At 73.6% G+C, this 24,502-nt stretch carries 21 protein-coding genes and 2 pseudogenes; 11 read left to right on the forward strand and 12 right to left on the reverse strand.

From position 1 onward, the window contains the following. Positions 1-27: 27 nt before the first annotated feature. Positions 28-1,572 (forward strand): YibE/F family protein, encoded by a 1,545-nt coding sequence (locus tag AB0N17_RS02495; protein ID WP_366009216.1) that lies wholly within the window; start codon positions 28-30, stop codon positions 1,570-1,572. Positions 1,573-1,624: 52 nt separating this feature from the next. Next, positions 1,625-2,359: pseudogene (locus AB0N17_RS02500) on the forward strand (mobilization protein); the annotation flags it as partial. A gap of 616 nt (positions 2,360-2,975) precedes the next feature. Here AB0N17_RS02500 and AB0N17_RS02505 read toward each other — a convergent pair. Both AB0N17_RS02505 and AB0N17_RS02510 read right to left on the reverse strand, forming a co-directional pair. Continuing rightward, on the reverse strand, positions 2,976-3,320 hold the full coding sequence (locus tag AB0N17_RS02505; RefSeq protein WP_366009217.1) for a hypothetical protein: 345 nt from the start codon (positions 3,318-3,320) through the stop codon (positions 2,976-2,978). A gap of 1,354 nt (positions 3,321-4,674) precedes the next feature. Then, the gene (locus AB0N17_RS02510; RefSeq protein ID WP_366009218.1) at positions 4,675-5,562 is read right to left on the reverse strand and encodes an aquaporin; all 888 of its coding nucleotides are present in this window, start codon (positions 5,560-5,562) and stop codon (positions 4,675-4,677) included. Positions 5,563-5,772: 210 nt separating this feature from the next. Here AB0N17_RS02510 and AB0N17_RS02515 point away from each other — a divergent pair, with 210 nt between their 5' ends. The 4 genes from AB0N17_RS02515 to AB0N17_RS02530 all read left to right on the forward strand — a co-directional run bounded on the left by AB0N17_RS02515 (position 5,773) and on the right by AB0N17_RS02530 (position 10,661). Continuing rightward, positions 5,773-5,997, forward strand: a complete 225-nt coding sequence (locus AB0N17_RS02515; RefSeq protein ID WP_366009219.1) for a hypothetical protein — start codon at positions 5,773-5,775, stop codon at positions 5,995-5,997. An 8-nt stretch (positions 5,998-6,005) separates the two neighbouring features. Next, positions 6,006-8,036, forward strand: coding sequence for a SpoIIE family protein phosphatase (locus AB0N17_RS02520; RefSeq protein WP_366009220.1), 2,031 nt, complete (start codon positions 6,006-6,008; stop codon positions 8,034-8,036). Between the two features lie 159 nt (positions 8,037-8,195). Further along, positions 8,196-9,554, forward strand: a complete 1,359-nt coding sequence (locus AB0N17_RS02525) for a chloride channel protein (RefSeq protein WP_366009221.1) — start codon at positions 8,196-8,198, stop codon at positions 9,552-9,554. A 411-nt stretch (positions 9,555-9,965) separates the two neighbouring features. Then, a complete protein-coding gene (locus tag AB0N17_RS02530; protein ID WP_366009222.1) occupies positions 9,966-10,661 on the forward strand; it encodes a DedA family protein in 696 nt (231 codons plus the stop codon). Here the strand turns inward: AB0N17_RS02530 and AB0N17_RS02535 are convergent. Both AB0N17_RS02535 and AB0N17_RS02540 read right to left on the reverse strand, forming a co-directional pair. Beyond that, on the reverse strand, positions 10,636-12,264 hold the full coding sequence (locus tag AB0N17_RS02535; protein ID WP_366009223.1) for an amidohydrolase: 1,629 nt from the start codon (positions 12,262-12,264) through the stop codon (positions 10,636-10,638). The genes AB0N17_RS02530 and AB0N17_RS02535 overlap by 26 nt on opposite strands. A gap of 265 nt (positions 12,265-12,529) precedes the next feature. After that, complete coding sequence (locus AB0N17_RS02540; RefSeq protein ID WP_366009224.1) at positions 12,530-13,168, reverse strand: TetR family transcriptional regulator C-terminal domain-containing protein; 639 nt, start codon at positions 13,166-13,168, stop codon at positions 12,530-12,532. A 91-nt stretch (positions 13,169-13,259) separates the two neighbouring features. On the opposite strand from AB0N17_RS02540, the gene AB0N17_RS02545 reads away from it, so the two are divergent. Next, positions 13,260-14,714 carry a cytosine permease gene (locus AB0N17_RS02545; protein WP_366009225.1) on the forward strand — a complete coding sequence of 485 codons (1,455 nt, stop codon included), beginning with the start codon at positions 13,260-13,262 and terminating at the stop codon, positions 14,712-14,714. A 15-nt stretch (positions 14,715-14,729) separates the two neighbouring features. On the opposite strand, the gene AB0N17_RS02550 is transcribed toward AB0N17_RS02545, so the two are convergent. Beyond that, positions 14,730-15,452, reverse strand: coding sequence for a DUF2625 family protein (locus AB0N17_RS02550; RefSeq protein WP_366009226.1), 723 nt, complete (start codon positions 15,450-15,452; stop codon positions 14,730-14,732). Between the two features lie 43 nt (positions 15,453-15,495). After that, positions 15,496-15,981 carry a hypothetical protein gene (locus tag AB0N17_RS02555; protein ID WP_366009227.1) on the reverse strand — a complete coding sequence of 162 codons (486 nt, stop codon included), beginning with the start codon at positions 15,979-15,981 and terminating at the stop codon, positions 15,496-15,498. 244 nt (positions 15,982-16,225) lie between these two features. Here AB0N17_RS02555 and AB0N17_RS02560 point away from each other — a divergent pair, with 244 nt between their 5' ends. From AB0N17_RS02560 to AB0N17_RS02570, 3 genes are all read left to right on the forward strand, one after another. Next, positions 16,226-16,573, forward strand: a complete 348-nt coding sequence (locus AB0N17_RS02560; RefSeq protein ID WP_366009228.1) for a VOC family protein — start codon at positions 16,226-16,228, stop codon at positions 16,571-16,573. A gap of 90 nt (positions 16,574-16,663) precedes the next feature. Then, entirely contained in the window at positions 16,664-17,023 is a 360-nt protein-coding gene (locus AB0N17_RS02565) for a DUF779 domain-containing protein (RefSeq protein ID WP_366009229.1), read from the forward strand. Positions 17,024-17,164: 141 nt separating this feature from the next. Beyond that, complete coding sequence (locus AB0N17_RS02570; protein ID WP_366009230.1) at positions 17,165-18,337, forward strand: phosphodiester glycosidase family protein; 1,173 nt, start codon at positions 17,165-17,167, stop codon at positions 18,335-18,337. A gap of 17 nt (positions 18,338-18,354) precedes the next feature. On the opposite strand, the gene AB0N17_RS02575 is transcribed toward AB0N17_RS02570, so the two are convergent. The 6 genes and pseudogenes from AB0N17_RS02575 to AB0N17_RS02600 all read right to left on the reverse strand — a co-directional run bounded on the left by AB0N17_RS02575 (position 18,355) and on the right by AB0N17_RS02600 (position 23,485). Beyond that, a complete protein-coding gene (locus AB0N17_RS02575; RefSeq protein WP_366009231.1) occupies positions 18,355-18,549 on the reverse strand; it encodes a hypothetical protein in 195 nt (64 codons plus the stop codon). A gap of 102 nt (positions 18,550-18,651) precedes the next feature. Beyond that, positions 18,652-19,469: pseudogene (locus AB0N17_RS02580) on the reverse strand (phosphatidylinositol-specific phospholipase C/glycerophosphodiester phosphodiesterase family protein). Between the two features lie 135 nt (positions 19,470-19,604). Further along, positions 19,605-20,687 carry an acyl-CoA dehydrogenase family protein gene (locus tag AB0N17_RS02585; protein WP_366009232.1) on the reverse strand — a complete coding sequence of 361 codons (1,083 nt, stop codon included), beginning with the start codon at positions 20,685-20,687 and terminating at the stop codon, positions 19,605-19,607. Continuing rightward, positions 20,684-21,865: an acyl-CoA dehydrogenase family protein gene (locus AB0N17_RS02590; RefSeq protein ID WP_366009233.1), complete on the reverse strand. Its 1,182-nt coding sequence runs from the start codon at positions 21,863-21,865 to the stop codon at positions 20,684-20,686. Before AB0N17_RS02590 ends, AB0N17_RS02585 begins: the two co-directional genes overlap by 4 nt. Next, on the reverse strand, positions 21,862-22,827 hold the full coding sequence (locus AB0N17_RS02595) for an NADPH:quinone oxidoreductase family protein (protein WP_366009234.1): 966 nt from the start codon (positions 22,825-22,827) through the stop codon (positions 21,862-21,864). Before AB0N17_RS02595 ends, AB0N17_RS02590 begins: the two co-directional genes overlap by 4 nt. A gap of 85 nt (positions 22,828-22,912) precedes the next feature. After that, entirely contained in the window at positions 22,913-23,485 is a 573-nt protein-coding gene (locus AB0N17_RS02600) for an XRE family transcriptional regulator (RefSeq protein WP_366009235.1), read from the reverse strand. Between the two features lie 66 nt (positions 23,486-23,551). On the opposite strand from AB0N17_RS02600, the gene AB0N17_RS02605 reads away from it, so the two are divergent. Next, positions 23,552-24,490, forward strand: coding sequence for an NAD(P)/FAD-dependent oxidoreductase (locus AB0N17_RS02605; RefSeq protein WP_366009236.1), 939 nt, complete (start codon positions 23,552-23,554; stop codon positions 24,488-24,490). The last annotated feature ends 12 nt before the right edge of the window (positions 24,491-24,502 follow it).

Below are 24,502 nucleotides of genomic sequence, written 5' to 3' on the forward strand. Positions count from 1 at the left end.
GGCACGGACCACCGCGAGGGAGACGGCATGGGAGCGGCTGACCGGCAGAGCGCCGGGGACTGGGACGGCGTCGGCAATCTGCCCCCGGCCATGGGTGGACACGCGAGCGAGTACGCACACGGCGGCTACGAGTACGGGGGCGTTCCCGGGTCGGCACCTCATCCCGACTACGGGCACCATGCCGGCGCGGGCCATGTCCCGTCCTCCGTGGCCGCAGGCCATGCGAGTGACATCGGGCATCACCCCGATCACGGTCCTGGGGCGGGCGTCGGCAGTCATGGCCACAGCCACGGGGCTGCCGCGCCGGTCTCCCGGCACCTGCGCAAGGTGATCGCGGCGATCCTGATCCCCTTCACCGCCGCCGTCGTGGTGGGGCTCGTGGTCCTGTGGCCGGGCGGTGCGCCGCCGCACAAGCGCACCGGCGTCGGCTTCGACCAGCAGACACAGCAGGCCACGGTCACCAGAGTCCTCGAAGTGAGCTGCAAGTCGGTCAACGCCTCCGGCGAGACCCCCACCGGCGACACCTCCACCGCCGAGGGCACCTCCGCCCAGCAGGAGGCGAACGGCACCTGCCACAAGGCCACGATCCGAGTCGACACCGGCAAGGGCAAAGGCCGTACCTTCACCGAGATCGTGCAGCCCGACCAGGCACGACAGCTGCACCAGGACGAAAAGGTCGTGGTCGCCTACGAGCCCTCCGCCCCGAAGGACCTGCAGTACTCCGTCACCGACGTCAACCGGCGCTTCCCCATGACGCTGCTCGCCGGCATCTTCGCGCTCGCCGTCGTGGTCGTCGGGCGGCTCCGCGGCGTGATGGCCCTGGTCGCGCTGGCCATCAGCTTCGGAGTGCTCAACTTCTTCATCCTGCCCGCGATCCTCCAGGGCGCGACCCCGCTGCTGGTGCCGGTGACCGGGTCGAGCGCCATCATGCTGATCGCCCTCTACATGTGCCACGGCCTGTCCGCCCGTACGTCGGTCGCCGTGCTCGGCACGCTCGCCTCACTGGCACTGATCGGCATCCTCGGCTCCCAGTTCATAGGCTGGGCCGCCCTGACCGGCAACACGGATGACCAGACCGGCCTGATCCACGGCCTGTACCCGAAGCTCGACATGAGCGGCCTGCTGCTCGCCGGCGTCATCATCGGCTCCCTCGGCGTGCTCGACGACGTCACCGTGACCCAGACCTCGGCCGTCTGGGAACTGCACGAAGCCAACCCGGCGATGGGCTGGCGCGGGCTGTACCGGGCGGGCATCCGCATCGGCCGCGACCACATCGCCTCCGTGGTCAATACCCTCGTCCTCGCCTACGCAGGCGCCGCTCTGCCGCTGCTTCTCCTCTTTTCCATAGCGCAGAGCGGCGTGGGCACGGTCGCCAACAGCGAGCTGGTCGCCGAGGAGATCGTGCGCACGCTGGTCGGCTCGATCGGCCTGGTGGCCTCGGTCCCCGTCACCACGCTCCTCGCCGCCCTGGTCGTCTCGGCCGACCGCCCGCAGGGGGCGCCGGCACCGGCGACGGTCGACTCCGCTCCGGCTGTGGCACGGACCAGTCGGGGGCGACGCCGCAAGCGCTGAGCCATCGCCAGTGCTCATACGGAAATCCGCTATCCAGCAGGACCAGGCCCACGACGAGAACGCCACCCTCACCGAACTCGCCCGCCACGTCGACGAGCACATGCGGCTGCGCGACAGCGAGTTCGGCAAGAAGGTCAACGACCACGTCTGACACTGCCCCGTACGCGCCGGACCTGAGGACCACTACCTCTCCGACGCCGAGTGGAGTGATATCGCCCAGCGCATCGTCGGGCGGCCGGCATCACCCCGGTCGGACACGATCTGTCCTGCCGGTGGTCGCCGTACGTCACGCCGGCGATCACATCCACATCCTCGCCACCACCGTCCGCGAGGACGGCCGCTGCCCCAAACTCCACGACAGTGACCTGCGCGTCGGTGACGCATGCCGCGAGATCGAGAAGGACTGCGGGCTGCGCCGGCTGAAGAAGGGCGACCGCACAGGCGCCCGTCGGCCCACCCAGGCCGAGATGCACAAGGCCGAACGCCTCGGCTGGGAACAGACCAGCCCCGAATGGCTCCAGGACCGCATCCGCGCCGCTAGCCCGGCGCGGCCCCGTCAGGAGACCTCCCCGGTGACGCCGACGGCCGCCCCCCTCCTCCTCCTCCCCCCCCGCGACCACAACGAGAACGGTGAACAGATCTTGCACCCGGGAGGCAGGATCGGCCCCCGACCTCTCCCTGCCCAAGATCAAGGTCCGCCTCGAATCGGGCAGGCCGAAGAGCGCCCCACCGCCCGCCGCATCGCCCCAGCACCCCATGGCATCAAGCCACCCAAGCCGTCGACACTCCACCCGCGGCGGCCGGAGCATCTGTCACCAGCCGCAAGCCGTTCGAGAAGCGCGCGTCACCGTTCGTTGAAGACCGACCTTCGATGCCGGCGCCCCAATCCCAGACGAGTGGCCGGCAACACCCAGCACTCGTAGCCCCTGGAGTGCTTGCGCGTGCAGTCGGGCACTGTCCGAACGGCACACGAGGGACCCAGTGGAGGCGGTAAGTGCAGCGGGACCTCAACGAACGTCAGCAGGCAGTGCTCGACTGGGTAGGCCAGGGATGCCCCCATGGAGTCTGGAAGGGCAGGACCTACAAGACCAGCGCTCAAGCTATGCAAAACCGCGGGCTTATCAAAATAGCCAAGCACCGGGGCCATTGGAGCGCGCGGCTCACCGACGAGGGGCAGCAGCTACTCGCATCCCAGGGCCGGCCCTTCGTGGAGCACGCCGACGACAGCACCGCAACGGCCAGGAAAGCGTCTGGTTCGTGCTGCCGGCCCGCCCCCGACTCCGTCGCCGCGGTCGCGGTCGCGGCCGCGGTCGCGGTCGCGGTCGCGGTCGCGGCCAGGCTGACGGCCCGCATCCCCGGTCACGCCCGCCGGTCCGCCTGAGGCCGCAGGCCCTGAACGAGCATCAGAATGGCGCTTCCGCGGTACCACCGGATGGCATCGCAGCCGGCAGCACACCTACGGGAAGCGGCAGGTTGGTCACCACGAACTGGTTCAAGATGTCGTCGCGATCCATGAACATGATCTGGCTCCGCTTCGCCGCGTCCAACGCGTTGCCCAGCCAGTTGCGTGCAGCCTTGGTGATCTCCCCGCCGGCCACGATGAACGCATGGTCGACGAGGACGCGTCGGTTGGTCTCGGGGTCGAAGATCTCGTGCGCCAGCAGCATCAGAGCCTGATTGTGGATCTCTGCGATGTTGGCATTTCCCGCCCCGGACTTTCCGGTGGCATCCAGTTTCCCGCGCTTCACCTGGATGCCGAAGTACAGGAAGTGCTGGGTCGGCAGGGTGTGACGCGGCGAGTGCTGAACGCCGCTGCGTCTCGGCGGCGCTCGGAGGACGGTGCGGGTTCTTGGCCAACATCGAGACAGTGTTCGTTCCGATGTGCCACAGGTAGTAGTGCTTGTCCTCCCAGCAAAAGGCTTCGAACCCTTCCCGGGCAAGCGCATTGTTCAGCAAGCGCAGGGCATTGGGCCGGTCGAGACCCTCATTGAGGGCATCCGCCGGATTCATCAGGTGGTCGATCTCCCTACAGAAGGACTCCGGTGAGTGTGAAGGCCCCTCGTGCGGCTCCGCCAACAATTGTCCCAGCACCCCCGCGACCCAGCGGTGCCGCGTCGAACCGTCGTGCTCCCAATCCATGTCGAGCTCCGCGAAGAACTCGGTGATGTGCTCGAGCGATACGGGAAATATGCAGGCCCGCCATCAGCTTGAGGATCTGCCGCACCGACGTTCCCGCAAATGAGGTCGCCAAGCATTTCCAGCGTTCGCTTTCAGAACTTCACGACGCCCTCCCCAGAGCCGGTCCCCCAGCCACCGCGTGCGGACTATTGTGCCCTGTCACCGCAGAACGTCCGGCACGTACGACCAAGTCGGGTTCCGTCGCGGGTGCAGCATCAATGGCGGCCACGACGTCACACATCCACCGACAGTCGGCATACCGCTGAGCCCGCCCGAGCAGAGCACACCGCGTCAACCCACCACACCACAGAACCCGCCCGGTTTCCCCGCAGGACCGCGTCGCCTCGCGGATCCCCTTCTTGCTGGCTGCGATCGCGAATCCAGCGTCCCCGAGCGCATCGCAGGAACACGAACAGCATGAGGAGCCGAGCGCGTCATGCGCGCAAGCACGGTCGAACTCGAGACGAAGCCCCACCGGAGCGCTCCGGTGGGGCTTCGTCCAGTGGATCCGGGCCGAGGCCCCGCCAGCATGCTCCCCGGCGGCCCTCGCCCTATCACCGGGCCGTCACGGGCGCCGTCACACGTCTGTCACCACCTACGCCGCTGGGCTTCTTCTAGAGCGCCGGGTGTCGCACCCACCGGGCGCCCCGCCCGGGCAGCGGTACCGCCGCAGGGCGCCCGGCCGGGGCAGATGCCCGGCAGACGCCCGGCAGACGCCCTGCGGGACCGTCTTCCCACCGCCGGCGCGAACGCGGCCGGGCGTCCACGCGGTACTGCAGGCCGTGGAGTCCGGCGCGGCGGCCGGCGGTGGTGGACGGGGGCGTGCGGGTGCCGGTGCCGGTGACACGGCCGTGTTCCAGGACGGCGATCGGGTCGGCCCCGCGCACCGTGGAGAAGCGGCAGCGCCTGGGGCCGGCCCGCGCGTCAGTGCCCCGGCGTCTCCGGCCGGCCCGGCCGTTGCGCGTCGTCCGCCGTCCGGGGGCCGCGCCCGTACAGGACCGCCACCGTGGCCAGTCCGAGGACGGCGCCGGTCAGTTGCGCCCCGATGAAGGGGGCGACGGAGGCGGGGGCGATTCCGGTGGCGCTGTCGGTGAGGGCGCGGCCGATGGTCAGGGCGGGATTGGCGAAGGCGGTGGACGACGTGAACCAGCAGGCGCAGCCGAGGTAGCAGGCCACCGCAGCCGGGGTGAATCCGGCACGGCCGGTGCGTTCCAGGCCGACGATGAGCAGGATCAGACCGGCCGTGGCGACGGCCTCGCCCAGCCACAGGTGTCCGGCGAACCGCTCGTGGGTGGAGAGCCGCAGTACCGGCCTGGCGAACATGGCGTCGGCCAGGACCGCGCCGCCGATCGCCCCGGCCACCTGCGCGGGTATGTACGCGACGACGTCCCGCAGGGTCGGCCCGGTGCCGCGGCGGCGGCCGACGTACCACGCGCACAGGGTGACCGCCGGGTTGAGGTGCCCGCCGGACACCGGCCCCAGCAGGGTCAGCAGTACGCCCAGGCCGAACACGGCGGCGAGCGAGCCGGCCAGCAACTGCACGCCGACGTCCTGCGACAGCGCGGCGGCCTGGATCCCGGAGCCGACGGCCACGGTCACGAGCAGCCCCGTACCCACCGCCTCGGCGGCCACCCGGCTGCCGAGCGAGCCGGGCGTACGGTGTGCGGCGAGGGAGCGGGACACGCGCCCGGCTCGCCCGGTGCGCCGGGGCGCGCACACCGGCACGTCTGCGTCCCCGGGTCGCGCGGCCGGCCGCTGCTCCGGGGAGCCCACGGCGACGGCCGGCTGCTCGGGCAGCGCGTCATTCGTCATGAGTGGAAGTCTGGGCATATGGCCCGTCCGGGGACAGTGGAGGAATCCCCGATCCTGTGCGCACCCGCTCGTCGGTTGCGACTGCGGCGCGGACGGCCGTTCGGGCCCGCCGCCGCGCTTCACCCGCTCGGCTCGCCCCGATGGCTGCCGGGCGCCCCACCCCGGAGGGTCGTCAGGAGAAGCCCGAGGTCCACGCCGAAAGGGCACGTGATGCGCAGCTACCCGCCCATCGACGCACGCGGTCTCGTCGGGGACCCGCAGACCTGCGCGCCGGTCTCCTGCCGGCGCTCCCCGGTCCGGGGCCGCCGGCCGCGGTTCGGCTCGGCGAGCGCCTTCGCCTCTCTCCCGGTCCCGCCCGTCCGCCGGCTGCGGACGCCGGCGGCTGACCTGGTCCCCGACGTGGAAGCCGGCGCCGCCGAGACCGCGCGGACGTAGGGGCGAGGATGTCCGGAGCCGCCGGCCAGGACCTGCCCGCCGCCGTCCTGGAGGCCCTGTTCACCCAGGCGCCCGTGGGGCTGTACGTCTTCGACGAACAGTTGCGGGTCGTGCGCTACAACACCGCCGCGCGCGGGGTGCGCGGGGTCCCCCGTGACGCGGTGCTGGGACGGCGGCTCGACGAGGTCGCGGAGGGCTTCGACGACGCGGAACTCCCCGCGCTCGCCCGCCGGGTGCTCGCGGGAGAGGGACAGATCCGCGACCGCCTGATCCGCGGCCGGCCTCCCGGTGACCCCGACCACGAGATGGTGGTGTCGGTGTCGGTCTTCAGGGTGCGGACCGGCGACGGACGCGTGCTCGGTGTCGCCGTCGTCCAGGACGTCACCGCACGCCAGAACGCGGCGGACCGGCTGGCGGTCCTGCACGACGCCCACCGCGCCATCGGTACCCGCCTGGACGTCCGGGCCACGGCGGACGCGCTCGCCGAGGTGGTGGTGGGCCGGTTCGCGGACGCGGTGACCGTGGACGTGCTGGACGAGGCGGTGCGCGGCGCACCCCTGTCCGCGGGGCCGGTCGAGGCGGACGTACCGCTGCGCCGGTCCGCCTTCCGCTCGGTGAGCGGCGGGCCGGGACCGGTGCGGGAGGGCGGGCTGACCACCTTCCCCTTTCCGACGCCGTTCACCCAGAGCCTGCACGACGCCGTGCCCCGGCTCGTCGCCCGGCTGTCGGCGGACGAGCCCTGGCTGGCCTCCGATCCGGAGCGGACCCGACGGCTGACCGAGACCGGTGTGCACTCGTTCCTCGTGACACCGCTCGTCGTGCGCGGCACCGTCCTCGGCATCGTCGGGTACTACCGGCACAGCGACCCACGGCCGTACGACGACGACGATCTGGCCCTGGCCGAGCAGTTGGCACGGCACACGGCGCTGAGCATCGACAACGCCCGCAACTACGCCCGCGAGCGTGCCGTCGCCACCACCCTGCAACGCCACCTGCTGCCCCGCACGCCGCCCGATCTGACCGCCGTCGACACCGCTTCCCTGCACCTGGCCGGCACCCGGGGCGGGGGCGGGAACTGGTACGACGTGCTCCCGTTGTCCGGCAGCAGGGTCGCCCTGACCGTCGGCGACGTCACGGGCAGCGGGATCGAGGTCGCCGCCGCCATGGGCCAGTTGCGCACCGCCCTGATGACGCTCGCGGTCCGGGACCCGGCGCCCGAGGAGCTGATGTCGTGCCTGGACGACATCACCGCGGCGCTGCCCCGGGAGGGCGGCGAGCCGGTCACCGCGTCGTGTCTGTACGCCGTCTACGACCCGGTGACCCGTATCTGCACGGCCGCCAGCGCCGGGCACACCGCCCCGGTGGCCGTCGGCGCGGACGGCGAGCCCGTCGCCTTCGAGCCGCCGGTCGGCCCGCTGCTCGGCACCGGCCGCGGCGGGTACGAGCCGGCCCACGCCGAACTCCCGGACGGCAGCCTGCTGATGATGTACACGAGCGGTCTGGTGCGCTGGGCGCCGGACGCCCGGGGCACCCTGCGCCGCGTCCTGTCCCATCCCGGCCGCACGCTGAAGCAGCTCGCCGACGACGCGGTGTACGCCCTGATGCGCGGGCAGGGCGAGGACGACGCGGTCCTGCTGCTGGCCCGGACGCACGGGCTGGACGAGCGGAGCCTCGCCGAGTGGACGCTGCCCGTGGACCCGGCCGTCGTGGGCACCGCCCGCCGCCTCGCAGAACACCAGTTGACGGCCTGGACGCTGGAGGAGTTGGCGTTCACCACGGAACTGATCGTCAGCGAGCTGGTCACCAACGCCCTGCGCTACGGCAGCCCGCCGATCCGGCTGCGGATGATCCGCGACCGCAGCCTGGTGTGCGAGGTCTCCGACGGCAGCAGCACCGCCCCGCACCTGCGCCACGCCCGCGCGCTCGACGAGGGCGGGCGCGGGCTGGAGATCGTCGCCCAGCTCGCGGAGCGGTGGGGAACCCGGTTCGGGCGGCAGGGCAAGACCATCTGGTGCGAACAGGCGACGGATGGCCGCTGAACGGCGCCGGACGGCCACTGAACGGCGCCGGAGCCGACCGCGTCCGCCACCGGGACTGCTCCGTTGGAGTGCTGCGGGCCGGCGCTGTGGTGCGGCCTCTGCGGGGGCGTGATCCGGTGCCCCGTTTACTGAGGCTCACCACAGGCCCGAGGAGCGACCGTGAGCGGAACCGCGGACCCGTCACCGCCCCCCGAGCGGGCCGCGCGGCGGCCCGTGCTGCTCAGCGTGGGCTATCTGCGGCTCCTGCTGCTGTCGGTCGTGTTCGGTGTGCCCATCGCGCTCGCCTGCTTCTTCTTCGTCAGCCTCCAGCAGTGGCTCCAGCACCAGGTGTGGGAGGCACTCCCCGCGGCCGTCGGCTACACCGGTGTCCCCTGGTGGTGGCCGCTGCCCGCCCTGGCCCTGGCCGGCCTGATCATCGCCCCGATCGTCACCCGGGCGCCCGGGCGCGGCGGGCACATTCCGGCGCGGGGGCTGGGCGGAGCGCCCGTCGGGCCGCGTGAGCTGCCGGGAGTCTTCCTGGCAGCCGTCCTGACCCTGCCCCTGGGTGTCGTGCTGGGCCCCGAGGCGCCGCTGATGGCGGTCGGGTCGGCGCTCGCGCTGCTCGCGCTGCGGCTGCGCGTGCGGCTGCGCCGGAAGGCGGCCGATCCCCACGAGACGACGGTCGTGGCCACCGCCGGGTCGACGGCGGCGATCTCCACCATCCTCGGTGGTCCGATCGTCGCGGCGATCATGGTGGTGGAGGCGGCCGGTCTCGCCGGGCCCGAACTCGCCGTCCTGCTGCTGCCCTGCCTGACCGCGAGCGCGGCGGGCGCCCTCGTCTTCACCGGGTTCGGCCGGTGGACCGGGCTGTCCGTCGGCGCCCTGGGCCTGCCCACCGTGCCGCCGGACGTGCTCCCGGACGCGGGCGATTTCCTGTGGGGCATCCCTGCGGCCGCGCTGGTCACCGTGGTCCTGACCCTCGGGCACCGGCTCGGGGAGCGTACCCACCGGTGGACGACGGGGCGCGCCACGGCCGTCCGCACCGTGCTGTGCGCCGTGGCGGCCGGCGTGTTCCTCGCCGCCTACGCCTTGCTCACCGGCCGCTCCCCCGCGCAGGCCGCGCTGTCGGGCCAGGCCGCGCTGGGCGAGCTGGCCGCGGACCCGCACGCCTGGTCCGTCGGGGCCCTCGTCGCGCTCGTCCTGTGCAAGGGCCTGGCCTGGGGCATCTGTCTGGGCAGCATGCGCGGCGGCCCGATCTTCCCCTCCGTGATGCTGGGTTCCGCGACGGCCCTGGCCTGTGCGGGACTTCCCGGTCTCGGCGTCACGGCCGCGCTCGGCCTCGGCATGGCGGCCGGCGCCACGACCGTCACCAGACTGCCGCTGACCAGTTCGATCCTGGCCGTCCTGCTCCTCGGCCGCGACGCCCACAACCAGATGCCCCTCATCGTCATCTCCGCCGTCGTCGCGGTCATCACCGGCCGGCTGCTGCGGGGACGGCGGGACGAGGCGGCCGGCGGGCAGCGGGCCGCGTCGTCGTGACCGGTGCGCCGACGGCGGTCCCGCCCGCGGCCTCGTGCCGCAGCGCCCGCCCCACCCGGTTCCGGACCGTCCGCGCGCACCACCGGCACTGCGGCGACAGCTGAGACGGGCGCGTTGCAGGGCACACCGGTCGGTGATCGCGTTCCATGGCACCCCGGTCGGTGATCGCCTGGGCGGGGTACCGGCCGTCCCGTACACCTCCCGCGGGGTACGGAACCCGAGTGCGGGGGACGGGCGGCGCGACCTGGCGAACGCGGCCCGGCCGGGACGCGCGCCGCCGGGCGAGGGGGGGCCGGGACGCGACGGAGCCCCTAGGTGCCGGACGAGTCGGGGGAGGCAGGCGTTTTCCCGGCCGACACGCGATGCTGGGTGGTGCGAGCGACCCTACGAGGACGCCAGGAGGCTCGGCCGGTGATCGCCGTCGATCCGTTGGACAGCGCCTCGGTGCTGGCCGCCTTCGGCGCGCTCGGGGTCCTGACGGTGATCTTCGCGGAGTCGGGCCTGCTGGTCGTCGGCTTCGTCCTGCCCGGCGACACCCTGCTGTTCCCTGCCGGTGTGCTGTGCGCGGGGAGTGCGACCCAGCCGCCGCGGCTGGCGTTGTGGCAGGTGCTGCTCTGCGCGGCCGTGGGGGCGGTGGCCGGCGGGCAGGTGGGATACCTGATCGGGCGGCACGGCGGGCGGGCCCTGCTGGCGCGCACGAGCAGCCGGCGGGTGAGGACGGCGGCCAAGCGGGCCGAGGAACTGCTGGCGCGGTACGGCTACGGCAAGGCACTGGTCATCGGGCGGTTCGTGCCGCTGGTGCGGACGGTGCTGCACCCGGTGGCGGGAGCGCTCGGGGTGCCCGCGCGGCGGTTCACCCTGTGGCAGACGGTGGGCGGAATCCTCTGGACGCAGGCGCTCGTCCTGGCCGGTTACACCCTCGGCGCGTCCGTGCCGCACGTCGACGACTATCTGCTGCCGCTGGTCGGCGTGGTCGTGGCCCTGTCCCTGCTGCCGCTGCTGCTCGAGGCCCGCCGCTCGCACCGGGAGCGGCGGACCTCGCCCCACCCCGCGCCTCCTGCCTCACCCCACCCCGCGCCTCCTACAGATGAGCCGCCCGGTACGTAACCCGCCCCGCCACGACCGTGAGCACCACCGGCAGCGCTGCCAGGTCGGTGTCGGCCACCCGCAGCGGATCGTCGGCCAGCACGGTCAGGTCGGCGCGGTGACCGAGGGCCGGCAGGCCGGCCTCCTGCTCCTCGCCCGCGGCCCAGGCGGCGTTGACCGTCATGCCCTGGAGCGCCTGCAGGGCGGTGAGGGCCTGGTCCGGGCCGTGCGGGGGCAGGGAGAGGTCCGCGGGGCGGCGGTGCCGGGCGCCGGCCATGACCTCGAGCGGCGGGTACGGCGCGATGGGCCAGTCGGAGCCGAGGACGACCTTCGCCCCCGCCTCCCACAGGTCGCGGCAGCGGAACGCACGCCCCGCCCGCTCCCCGCCCAGCCGGCGCGACCAGTTGTCGGTGTGGTCGGCCCGGGTGAACTCGCAGCAGTGGGTGGGCTGCATGGAGGCCGCGACGCCGAGCGGCGCGAACCGCCGTACGGTGTCGTCGGGCACGGTCTCGATGTGCTCGATCCGGTGCCGTACCGGGCGTGCCGTTCCCGGCGCGTCGGCCTGCGCCTTCTCGACGGAGTCGAGCGCATGGCGGACCGCCGCGTCGCCGATCGCGTGGGTGGCCGTCGGCACGCCCGCGTGGTGCAGGGCGGCGATCACCTGGGTGTAGCGCTGCGGGTCGGGCCAGTAGGCGTGCGCGGACTGGCCGTGGCAGTCGGGGGCCTCCAGCCAGGCGGTGCCGTTGTCGATGGTGCCGTCCATGAAGAGCTTCACGCCCGCCACCTGCCACAGCGCGCCGCCGGTGCCCTGGAGCCGGACGAGTTCGGCGACGGCGTCGTCGTCCGCCTCGGGCCGGCACCAGGGGGCGACGCGCAGCCGCAGGGGCAGGACCTCCTCGGCCTCCAGGGCCGCGTAGACGGCCAGGCTGTCGCCGTTCGCGTCCATGGCGTGCCCGCCGGTGAGGCCGGAGGCGGCCATGGCGCGGAGCACCTCGGCGGTGCGGGCCCGCGCCTCGGCCTCGGTGGGCCGGGGGGCGACGGCCTCGACCAGCTCGCAGGCGGCGTCCTCCAACAGCAGGCCGGTGGGCCGGCCGCCGGCGTCGCAGACGATCTCTGAGCCCTGGTCGAAGGCGCGCGGGCCGTCGACGCCCGCCAGTTCCAGCGCCCGCTCGCTCGCGAGCAGCGAGTGCGCGTCGAACAGGTCGATCAGCGCGGGGATGCCGTCGAGGACCGGCCCGAGGGCCGCGTTGCCCACCGGGGCGCCCCCGAAGGCGTTGGGGTCGAGGCCCCAGCCGCGCAGCCAGTCGCCGGGCCGCAGGGTCCGGGCGGCCCCGGCGAGCGCGGCGCGCACGGCGTCCAGGTCGCGGCAGGCGGACAGGTCGACGCCCATGGTGCGTTCGGCGCCGGAGACGGGGTGCAGATGCCCGTCGGTGAGGCCCGCGGTGACCACCGCCCCGCGCAGGTCGACGACCGTGGTGCCGGGTCCGGCGAGGGCGCGGGCGTCCCGGTCGCCGCCGAGGAAGCTGATCCGCCCGTCCTCCGCGGCGAGCGCGGTGTGCGGCAGCAGCAGGCCCGTACCGGGATCGAGCAGCCGGGCGGAGAGCAGGACGAGGTCGGCGGACACGGGGACTCCTTCGGAAGAACGGGATGCGGGGTTGGTCGGTGGGAGGGCGCAGGCCGCCAGGCCGAGTTCCCGCCCGCTCGGCGGTGTCGGTGGCCCGGCGTCAGCCCCACGGCCCTCCGGACCACCACCGGCGGCAGGCGCGGAATCGGTCAGCCGGCGGCGAGCGCGCCGGCCGCCAGGCCGAGTTCCCGCCCGGCGGGCGGTGGCCCGGCATCAGCCACTCGGCCCTCCGGATGGCCGCCACCTGCGGCAGGCGCGGAATCGGTCAGTCGGCGGCGAGCGCGCCGGCCGCCAGGCCGAGTTCCCGCTCTGCGGTGGTCACGGCCATCCGGATCACCGCGTCCGGCCGGCGCGGGGTCGCGGTGTTGGCGTGGGCGCCCAGGCCGTCCAGGACGACCAGGATCTGGATGGCCGTGGCGAGCGGGTCGTCCGTGCGGAACTCGCCGGCGGCCACGCCGTCCCGGATCAGCTCCTCGAGCCGGCCGCGCCAGGCGCCCTCCTGTTCGGCGACCCGGTCGCGCAGCACCGGCCGGTAGCGGCTGAGGTGCCGGGCGTTGATCCAGAGCCGGCTGATGGCGTCGTACGCCTCGCCGGAGGTGCGGGCGAGGAAGCGGGCCAGGTGCCGGGCGGGCGTGCCCTCGGTGCCGTCGGGGCGCCCGGCCGGGAGGAGGCGGTCGAGTTCGGCGCTCGCCGCGCTGCCGAAGGCCTCGGCGACGAGGTCCTCGGCCGAGGGGAAGTAGTGGCTGATCAGCCCCGGCCGCACGGCGAGTTCCTCGCCGATCCGGCGCAGGGTGATGCACTCCAGGCCCTCGGTCAGGGCGACGACGGCGGCCGCGTCGACGATCTCGGCCCGCCGGGCGGCCGGGTCCTTGCGGATCCGCTTGCGCTGAACGCTTGACGACATACCGACGATGCTATTGAGTGTGCGACCAATAAGCAACTGGTCAGGCGCCCAATAAGCGACCGGGCCGGTCCCACCGCTTCCGGAGGGCCTCATGGCGTCCACGCTCCCCGACCCCCATCCCGACGCGCACCAGGCGGGCGCCACGGGGAACACCACAGGCATGACCGCGGCGTCCGAGCGGGCCGGCGGCATCGAGGCCCACGGCATCGACCACATCCCCGACTCCGAGCGTCGCGGGCGCCCCCGCGAGCTGTTCTCCGTGTGGGCCGCCGCGAACGTCAACTACCTGAGCCTGGTGGTCGGCGGCGCGCTCGTACTGATGGGCCTGAGCCTGTGGCAGGCGCTCGCGGTGATCGTCGTCGGCAATCTGTTCTGGCTGCTCACCGGGCTCCTCGCGATCCCCGGGCCGGCGGCGGGCGCGCCCAGCGAGGTCGTCACGCGGGCGATGTACGGGGTGCGCGGGAACCGGGTCAACAACGCGGTGACCGGCTGGATGATCTCGGTCTGCTACTTCGCGCTCAACCTGGCGGCCGCGGCCACCGCGGCCTTCTCGCTGGTCGCGCGGACGGGGCTGCCGGTGAACGACGCGGTGAAGGCGGTGGTCGTGGTGCTCATCGCCGCGGTCACCCTCGCCATCAGCGTCTACGGCCATGCCGCGATCGTCCGGCTGTACGTGCCGATCACCCTGGCCCTGACGGTAGTCTTCGCCGTCGTCGCCGTCGCCGTCGTCCGGCACGCCGACTTCGGCTACGTGCCGGACCGGCCGCTGACCGGCGGCGGCCTGTGGGCGACCGTACTGGCCGGCGTCGCCCTCATGGCCTCGGGCCCGCTGTCGTACACCACCAGCGCGGACTTCTCGCGGTATCTGCCGCGCACCACCTCGGCGCGGGCGGTGGCCGCCTGGACGGCGCTCGGCGGTTTCCTGCCCAGCGTCGTGGTCTGCGGCATCGGCGCGGTCGCCGCGACCGCCGTCGACATGGGCGACCCGGAGTCCGCCCTGCAGCCGCTGCTGCCGGGCTGGTTCCGCCCGGTGTTCCTGCTCGCGCTGGTCCTCGGCACGGTCGCCCTCAACGCGCTCACCGCCTACAGCGCCGGTCTCGCCCTCCAGGCCGTCGGCGTCCGCATCCGGCGCTCGCTCAGCGTCCTCGTCGACGGCACCGTGTCCGTCGCGCTGACCCTGTACGCGCTGCTCGTCTCCGACTTCCTCGACACCGTCGGGAACGTGCTCCAGCTGACCGTGGTCCTGCTCGGCCCCAGCACCGCCGTCTACGCCACCGACATCCTGCTGCGCCGCAACCGCTACGACGGCCTCGCCCTCGCCGACGAGACGCCCACCGGCCCCTTCTGGTACCGCGGCGGCGTCAACCGGCCGGGCGCGCTGGCCCTCGCCTCGGGCGTCACGGCCTCCGCCCTGTGCGTCGACACGGTCTACACCGGCCCGGTGGCCGCGGTGCTGGGCGGGATCGACCTGGCCCTCCCGGCGGGCCTGCTCGTGGCCTCGGCGGTCTACGCCCTGCTGATGCGCCGGCTCCGCACGACCGCCTGAGAGCGGAACCGGGACTCACACCTCCCCGAGGAACCCGGGGTCGGCCATGCCCGCCTGCCGGGCGAAGTCCGCGGCGACCCCGAGCACTTCCCGCATCGCCACCGCCCGTCGGCTCGTGGCGGCGAGGTCCTCGTGCGCCTCCGCCGACCACAGGAAGGGGTAGACGGTGATTCCCTGCGCGAGGTCCAGGGCCGTGGCCTCCTCGCGCCAGCCCGGCCAGCGCAGCCCGTCGTAGAAGGTCTCCAGCCGGCCGGACAGCAGCCACCACACCCAGTCGGAATGCCCCATGTCCAGCGCCTCCCACTCCAAGGTGTCGGGCGCGAAGTACGTCATCTGCCCGGGCACTCCCGGCCGGCCGGCCCGGGCGGGTTCGTGGCCGTTCAGGGCGAACACCCCGCCGAGCACGTCATGGCCGACGACGAGTCCGGTCGCCGGGTGCCAGCCGGGCTCGAACGCGGCGGGAAACCCGTTCACCCGGCCGAGGCCGGGCATACCGCTCCCGGCGGAGCCCGCGCCGTACACCCGCACCCACCCGTCGTCCAGCACGAGCCCGCCGCAGTCGAGCGTCAGCGCGCCGAGCACCGACCGCGCGGTGACCTGCAGCTGCAGCAGACAGCGGCGGCCCTCGTCGGGGTCGGCGGGCAGGACGCGCAGCGGGACGGCGCTCCCCGCGAACGCCTCCTGGAGGTGCGGCCACGCCGGGTCCTGGACCCGGGCCAACTCGTCGATCTCTCGCATCCGGGGATGATCGCAGCCGTGACCCTCCCGGCCCCGAGGAGGGTCACCGTTCCTTGCGGCGCTTGCGGTTCGGGCGGCGGGGACGGTGGACCGTGTCCAGCTCGCCTATCGCCGTCCGGACGTGGTCCGGATCGCCGGGCCGGCTTCCTCCGGCGCACCACCAGGACGGACGGCCCGCGTCCCCGGACACGTGCATCCCCAGCCCGTGCAGGGTGCAGACCGGCCACGTCTGCCACAGGAACTCCATGACCGTGTCCTGGGCGGCCTCGGCGACGGCCGGCAGGGCTGCGGTCGCGGTCGTTTCCGGCGGCAGGGCGTTGCCGTGGAACAGGCCGCTCGCCAGGGCCACGTACACCCCTTCGTCCTCGCTCTCCTCCCAGCCCGGGTACGCGACCAGGCACAACGGCCGGTGGCCGGGCAGGGTCACCGCGAGGTCCCGGTTGACCGCCGCCAGCGCCTCGTCCCAGTGCGGGAGTTCGCCCTCGGCGACGAAGCGCGGCTCGGGCGGGCGGAAGTGGTGAGGATGCATGATCCCATCCTCTCAGCCGGTCACCGCGGCTAGGGGGCTCCGTTTGGATCAGCCCGGGTCCGCGACGCCCGGCACGGCACCTCGCCGCGTTGTCGGACCACCCGAGTACGCCCAGTACGCGGGTGATCCTCCGCCTTGCGATGCACCGCACCGGACGCCGCGGCCTGATCCGACCTGATCCAAACGAAACCCCCTAGTCTTGCCGCTCGTCCGCCACAGCCCCGACGCACAGGAGAGCCGCGAGATGCAGGTACGCCGTGTGGTGCCCAACGTCCGGTCGGCCGCGCTGCCGCAGAGCGCGGAGTTCTACGGTGTGCTGGGTCTCGAAGAGGTCATGAACCACGGCTGGATCATGACGCTGGCCTCCCCCGGGGACCCCACCGCGCAGCTGAGCCTCATGAGCGAGGACCGCACCGCGCCGGTGGCCCCGGACCTCAGCATCGAGGTGGACGACGTCGACGCGGCGTACGCGGCGATGCGGGAGCGCGGCGCGGAGATCGTGCACCCGCTCACCGACGAGGAGTGGGGCGTACGGCGGTTCTTCGTACGTGATCCGAACGGGCGTGTGGTCAACGTGCTCGGTCACCGCTGACCGGGCGCGCGGCGGAAGCCTTCTGGACGGGGCCCTGACGGCCCGTGAGACTGGGCTGATCCGACGCCCCGCTTCTCAGGACGGTGAACCATGGAAGAGGAAATCCCCCGCGTCGAACTCACCCCGCAGGCCGCCGAACTGGTGCGCCGGCTGCACGCCGCGCACGGTCCGCTGATGTTCCACCAGTCCGGCGGCTGCTGCGACGGCAGCGCGCCCATGTGCTACCCGGACGGGGAGTTCCGCACCGGCGGCTCGGACGTGCTGCTGGCGGAACTGACGGTGGAGGGCGTGGCGGAGCCCGTCACCTTCTGGATGTCACGCAGCCAGTACGAGGCGTGGAGCCACACCCGGCTGATCGTGGACGTCGTGCCCGGCCGGGGCAGCGGCTTCTCGCTGGAGGCACCCGAGGGGGTGCGTTTTCTCACCCGTTCTCGCGTAGTCGACGCCTAGTCCGCCCGCCGTCCGCCGCCGTCTGGTGCACTGCCCGTGAAAGCTGGGTCGGTTGACGAGACATCAGGGGGCACGGTGACGAGACGTCACAGGCGTTCGGCAGCGGGCAGAACGGTTCTCACGGTTGTCACGGCGTTCGGTGTGCTGGCCGGTGCGGCCCTGGCGGGGGCGGCACCGGCCGGTGCCGTACCGGCGTCCAGACGGATCGCGCCGGGGGTCGCCTACCGGCAGTTCGACATCGGCGCGGCCGCCGGTACGACGCACGCCCATCTGCTCACGGTCGACCTGGGCAATCCCCACGTCCGCGTCGACCTGCTCCACCCGGGCGCCGTGGCGGCCCGGGCCACCGTCTCCCGGCTGGCGGACTCGGCCGGGGCGGTCGCGGGGGTCAACGGTGACTTCTTCGACATCACCGAGACCCAGCACCCGGGCGTGGAGGCCACCGGCGCGAGCGTCGGTCCCGCCGTCGCCGACGGGCGGGTGCTCAAGGCGGCGGTGCCGAGGGGCCAGCGGTTCGGGCCCGCGCTGCCTCCGGGGACCGGCACCCAGGACGTCTTCGGCGTGGGGACCGACCGGCGGGCGCGCCTGGACCGCCTCTCCCTCGCCGGCACCGTCACCACGCCCGACGGCAGGCTGCCCCTGAAGGGCCTGAACCAGTACGCGCTGCCGCAGAACTCCGTCGGCGCCTTCACCTCCCGCTGGGGCAGCGCCTCACGCGAGCGCGCCGTCTGCGGCACCGACACCGACCGGGCCGCGAAGTGCAGCACCGACACCTACGAGGTGAAGGTGGCGAACGGCCGGGTGGTGGCCGCCTCCGACGCCCCCGGGAGGGGGCCCATCCCCTCGGGCACCACCGTCCTGGTGGGCCGCGAGGAGGGCGCGCAGCGGCTGCGGAAGCTGTCGGTGGGCGACCGGGTGACCGTCACCCACAGGCTCGTGGCGGCCGGCTCCGGAGTGCCGTACGTGTTCGCGATCGGCGGCTTCCCCGTGCTGCGGGGCGGCGAGCCGCTGTCCGGCCTGGACCACGTCACCTCGGCGGTGCGCACGGTCGTCGGTTTCCGGCCCGGCGGACGGCACGTGCTCATCCTGGCCCTGGACGGGGCGGCGGAGTACCGCGGCGGCATGACCGTTGCCGAGGAGGCGGCCGTCATGCGGTCGCTGGGCGCGTCCGACGCGTTCAACCTCGACGGCGGCGGCTCGACGGAGATGGTCACCCGCTCCGCGGGCGCGAGCTCCGTGACGGTCCGCAACCACCCCAGCGGTGAGACCGAGCGTCCGGTGCCGAACGGCGTCGGCGTCTTCGCCACCGGCTGAGGCCGCCCCGTGTGACCTCAGGGCCGCAGACTGCTCACCAGCTCCGCGGTCGCCCTCAGACCGCTGTGGATGGTGGGTGCCATGCTCGTGCCGGCCACGAAGAAGCCGAGCAGCATGCAGACCAGGGCATGGGAGATCTTCAGCGAGCAGTTGCGCATGAAGATCACGGCCAGGATCAGGAGCAGCAGCACCACAGAGATGGAAATCGCCATCGGAACCTCCTCCGCCACGCCCCACGTGCGGCGTTTCGGCCGCAAGTGTGGCGTAGTGGAGGGTTCGTCCGGGCGGCTGACGTGTCCCCCGATCGTGTGGTGTCACGCGCGGGGGTGGGCGTCGAGGAAGGTCTGGAGGCCGGCGAGGTCGTCGGTGTCGAGGTAGTCGACCCCGGCGGCCGGCAGTTCCGTCCACAGCGCGTCCCGGGCCTGACCTGCCGTGTCGGGGGCGGCCCAGAACCGGACCCGCTGCCCGCGCGCGTGTGCGGCGGCCGTGAGTCTCCGCAGCTTCCGTCGCTCCGCGTCCGGGATCGGGCCCTGGCCCGACCAGGTGAAGTCGAGCGTCCAGTTGTCGCTGATCAGTGAGATGAAAGAGGCGGCGGGGCCACCGAGGCCGGTGAGCCGGCCGTCGTAGAAGGCGCTGCGCTCGACCGCGCCTCCATCGGGGCGCGGGCGGCCCGGTCGCCGGACACGACCGCGGTGACCGGGCCGGGGTGGATCCGGCCGTGCGCGTACCGCGTGAACAGGTGCGGGTGGCGCCGCAGCCGGCGGTCGAGTTCGAGGTACGTCGAGGAGCCCTCGGTCTTGATGTCGATCAGGAGCTGCAGCGGCCGGCGCTCCGCGCGGTACACGCTGCCGTGGCCGGCCCGGAGGCGGGCGGTCAGCGGGTCGAGGTAGAGGGATTCGAGGGTGCGGGCCGGGTCCAGCTCCGAGGCGTCGTGGCCGATGAGGAGCCGGCCGCCGACGAGGAAGACGTCGGCCTCGACGCTGCCGAAGCGGTGGTCGAGGGCGTCGGACAGGGGCCGCGGGTGCTCGTAGTCGTTGTGCGCGTGGGCGCGCCACAGCGGACGCGGGTGGCGCTCGTGCTCGCCGGCGAGCGCGCGGCTCGCGGGCAGGGCAGACGGGGCCGGGGAGAGTATGCGTGCGCTCACCACTCAAGTAGCCCTGCCTGATGGGGAGTTGGTGCGTTGTTCACCTCCCCGGCGCGGGGACGTCTCCGGCGCGGGCACATGGGGAAGCCCGCCCCGGGCGGGGCGGGCTTCACGTGCCGCGTGTCAGGGTGCCTGGAGGCCGACCAGACCGGCCAGCGCCTCCCGGTGGGCTCCCGCGGTGCCGTACGCGATCGAGTCGGCCTTGGCCCGCTTCAGATACAGGTGCACCGGGTGCTCCCAGGTCATCCCGATGCCGCCGTGCAGCTGCAGCGCCTCCTCGGCGGCGCGGACGGCGACCGGGGCCGCATAGGCCTGTGCGACGGCGACCGACACGTCGGCGTCCTCGCCGGTGGCCAGCGCGTCGGCGGCGGCACGGGCGGCGGCGCGGAGGTTGACGACCTCCAGCCACAGCTGGGCGAGCCGGTGCTTGAGCGCCTGGAAGCCGCCGACCGGCCGGTTGAACTGCTTGCGCTCCTTCAAGTAGCGCACCGTCTCGGTCAACGCCCAGTCGGCAACGCCAAGTTGCTCGGAGGCGAGCAGTCCGGCCGCGGCGCGCAGGGCCCGGCGTACGGCGGGTTCGGCGTCGCCGATGCGGCGGCCGGGAGCGCCTTCCAGCCGGACCGTCGCCAGCGGCCGGGTCAGGTCCAGGGAGACCTGCGGGGTGAGGGTCACGGCGTCGGCGGCCACGGCGTACAGGCCGCCGTCGTCGGCCGGGACGAGCAGCACGTCGGCGGCGGCGGCGTCCGCGACGCCGGTCAGCTCGCCGTGCAGCGTGCCGTTCTCGGCGCGTGCGGCGGGGAAGACGGCACCCGGTGCCGTGTGCAGCCCGACCGCGAGGGCGCCGATGGCGCGCCCGGAGGCCAGCCGGCCCAGCAGTTCCTCGTCGCCGCAGGCGAGCAGCGCCTCGGTGGCCACGACCGCACTGGTGAGGTACGGCACGGGGGCGACCGCCCGCCCCAGCTCCTCCAGCACGACAGCGGCCTCGCGGGCGGACGCGCCCTGGCCGCCCTGCTCCTCGGGCACCAGGAGCCCGGCCAGGCCCATGCCCTCGGCCAGGGACTTCCACAGCGCGAGGTCGTGCGGGGCGTCCGACTCGGTGCGGACGATCACGCCGGACGCCGCGCAGTGGTCCGTGAGCAGGTCACGGACGGCGGCGCGCAGCGCCTCCTCCTCCTCGGAGTACAGAAGATCCGGCTGTGTGTTCATCGGGCCAGGTCCTTCCAGGCGACGTCCTTGTCGGTGCGCGGCTCGGCGGGCAGGCCCAGGACGCGCTCGGCGACGATGTTCAGCAGGACCTCGCTGGTCCCGCCCTCGATGCTGTTGCCCTTGGCGCGCAGATACCGGTAGCCGGCGTCGCGGCCGGTGAAGTCGACCAGCTCGGGGCGGCGCATGGTCCAGTCCTCGTACGACAGGCCGTCCGCGCCGAGGAGTTCGACCTCCAGGCCGCTGATCTCCTGGTTGAGCCGGGCGAAGGCGAGCTTCATCCCGGCGCCCTCGGGACCGGGCTGGCCCGCTACGAGCTGCTGGCGCAGCCGCTCGCCGGTGAGGCGGGCGACCTCGGCCTCGACCCAGAGCTTCAGCAGCCGCTGGTGCAGGTCGTGGGTGCGCAGCTCCGGGCGCTCGCGCCAGGTCTTCGAGACGGGGCCGATCATGCCGCCCTCGCGGGGCAGCCGCATGCCGCCGATGGCGACGCGCTCGTTGTTGAGCGTGGTCTGCGCGACCCGCCAGCCGTCGCCGACCTCGCCGAGCCGGCGGGTGTCGGGGATGCGGACGTCGGTGAGGAAGACCTCGTTGAACTCGGCCTCACCGGTGATCTGGCGCAGCGGCCGGACCTCGACGCCGGGGTCGGTCATGTCGCAGACGAAGTAGGTGATGCCCGCGTGCTTCGGCACGCTCGGGTCGGTGCGGGCGATGAGGATGGCCCAGCGCGAGTTGTGCGCGCCGGACGTCCACACCTTCTGCCCGTTGACGACCCACTCCTCGCCCTCCCGGACGGCCCGGGTGCCGAGTGCGGCCAGGTCGGAGCCGGCGCCGGGCTCGCTGAAGAGCTGGCACCAGACCTCCTCCCCGGTCCACAGGGGCCGCAGGAACCGCTGCTTCTGCTCCTCGGTGCCGTACTTCAGGACGGTCGGCGCGGCCATGCCGAGACCGATGCCGTTGCGGCGCGGGTCGTTGTCGGGCGCACCCGCGGCCTCCAGCTCGGCGTCCACGACGGCCTGCAGGGAGCGGGGGGCGCCGAGTCCGCCGAGGCCCTCCGGGTAGTGCACCCAGGCGAGGCCGGCGTCGAAGCGGGCGCGCAGGAACTCCAGGCGGCCGGTGTCCGCGGGGGGATGCGCGGCCAGCAACTCGCGGGTGCGGCGGCGCAGTTCGTCGGCGTCGGTCATGCTGTTGCCTCCATCACCACGGCGATCCGTCCGGTGGACCGGCCGTCCGCCACCTTCTGCACGGCGCCGGCGGCCTCGGCCAACGGCACCCGCTCGCTCACCAACGGCTTGATCGCGCCGCGCGCGGCCAGCTCGGTCAGCTCCTCGTGGCAGCGCAGGATCAGTTTCGGGTTCTTGGTGTTGTACAGGCCCCAGTGGAGGCCGAGGATCGAGTAGTTCTTCACCAGGGCGTGGTTGAGCGCCGGGCTGGGGATGGTGCCGCCGGCGAAGCCCACGACGACGATCCGCCCCTCGAAGGCGACCAGCTTGGCGGACTGCGCGTAGGCCTCGCCGCCGACCGGGTCGTAGATCACGTCGGCGCCCCGGCCGCCGGTGGCCTCCTTGACGGCCGCGACGACCTCCTCCGCGCGACGGTCGACCACCACGTCACAACCCAGCTCGCGGGCCACGGCGGCCTTCTCGGCGCCACCGACCACGCCGATCACCGTGGCGCCGGCCGCCTTGCCGAGCTGGACGGCCGCGCTGCCCACCCCGCCCGCGGCGGCGTGCACGAGCAGCGTCTCCCCCGCTTCGAGGCGGGCCCGGCGGTGCAGGCCGAACCAGCCCGTCTGGTAGCCGATGTGCAGCGCGGCGGCCTCCGCGTCGTCCAGCGACCCGGGCGCCGGCAGCAGGGCGCGGGCGTCGGCGAGCGCGTACTCGGCGAAACCGCCGTAGGGCAGCGCGGGGTTGGCGATCACCCGGCGGCCGCCCTCGGTCTCGCCGCAGATCTCCACGCCGGGCGTGAAGGGCAGCGGCGGGCGCACCTGGTACTGGCCGCGGCACAGCAGCGCGTCCGGGAAGTTGACGTTGGCGGCGCGCACCCGCAGCAGCACCTGATGATCGCCGGGCACGGGCCGCTCGACCTCGGCCAGGCGCATCACCTCTCCCGGCTCGCCGTTCTCGTGCACTTGCCATGCCTGCATGCGGGGCCTCCACGGGACTGCTTCGTCTGACCGGTCCGGTCGCATACTAAGCGGTCGCTTGCCATTCAGGGAACAGTCGGCCGCGTCACTTCCGTGTCGGCCGCGCCCGTACGTGCATCCGTTCCCCCTGCGGCCCGAACAGACTGAGGAACTCCACCGGCCCCTCCCCCGTCGAGCCGAACCAGTGCGGCACGCGCGTGTCGAACTCGGCGGCCTCTCCCGCCGCGAGCACCACGTCGTGCTCACCGAGGACCAGCCGCAGCCGGCCCGACAGCACGTACAGCCACTCGTAGCCCTCGTGGGTGCGCGGCTCCGGCTCCTGCATGCGCTGCGGTTCGACGACCTTGAAGGCCTGGAGCCCGCCGGGCTGGCGGGTCAGCGGCCAGAAGGTGCGGCCGTGCCGCTGCAGGGGCCGGGTCCGCACCCGGGGGTCGCCGACCGGCGGGGCGCCGACCAGTTCGTCCAGCGGGACCTGGTGGGCCTGGGCGATCGGCAGCAGCAGTTCGAGGCTGGGCTTGCGCAGCCCGGACTCCAGCCGGGAGAGGGTGCTCACGGAGATCCCCGTCGCCTCCGACAGCGCGGCCAGGGTCACCTCCCGTTCCTTGCGGATACGGCGCAGCCGCTCGCCCACTTCCGCCAGCACGTCGTCTGTACTCATGTCTTCTATTGCAGAATCGGCAAAGTCGTTTGTCAATCCCGGGGCAGCCGAGCGACCGTCTCGGGCATGACCGAGATGAACACGTACGAAGCGGTCGTCGTCGGAGGCGGCGCCGCAGGGCTGTCCGCCGCACTGGTGCTGGGCCGGGCCCGCCGCCGCACCCTGGTCGTGGACGCGGGCGAGCCGCGCAACGCGCCCGCCGCGCACATGCAGGGCTACCTGACCCGGGACGGCATGTCCCCGGCCGAGTTCCTGGCGGCCGGGCGGGAGGAGGTCGCCCGGTACGGGGTGGAGCTGGTCCGGGACCGGGCCGTGGACGCGCGCGGGGACGGCACGGACTTCACCGTGCACCTCGCGAGCGGTGGCACGGTACGGGCCCGGCACCTGGTGATCGCCACCGGCCTGAAGGACGAGCTGCCGGCGGTGCCGGGGCTGGCCGAGCGGTTCGGCCGGGACGTGGTCCACTGCCCGTACTGCCACGGCTGGGAGGTCCGCGACCTGCCGACCGGGGTGCTCGCCACCTCACCGCTGAGCGTCCACCAGGCACTGATGGTCACCCAGTGGTCGAAGGACGTGCGGCTCTTCCTGCACGAGACGGGCGAGTCGGAGCTGACGGACGAGGACCGGCGCCGGCTGGCCACGGCCGGGGTCGCGGTGGTGCCCGGCCGGGTCGCGGGACTCGTCGTCACCGGCGACCGGCTCACCGGGGTCCGGCTCGGGGACGGCACGGTCCACGAGCGCGAGGTGCTGTACGCCGCGCCGCGCGCCCTGCCGAACAACGACCTGCTCGTGCGGCTGGGCGCCGAACTGTGCGAGACGCCGTTCGGCGCCTACCCGGTGATCGACGAGCGGGGCCTGACGACCGTGCCCGGCCTGTGGGCGGCGGGCAACACGAGCGGCTTCGCGGAACAGGTGATCAACGCGGCGAGCCGGGGCTACCGGGCGGGGGCGGCGATCAACGGGGAGCTGCTGTTCGCCGGCCTCGACGCGGCCGCGCGGGTGTAGACCCCGCTACCC

The sequence above is a fragment of the Streptomyces sp. NPDC051133 genome, assembly GCF_040682635.1.
Lineage (GTDB): Bacteria > Actinomycetota > Actinomycetes > Streptomycetales > Streptomycetaceae > Streptomyces.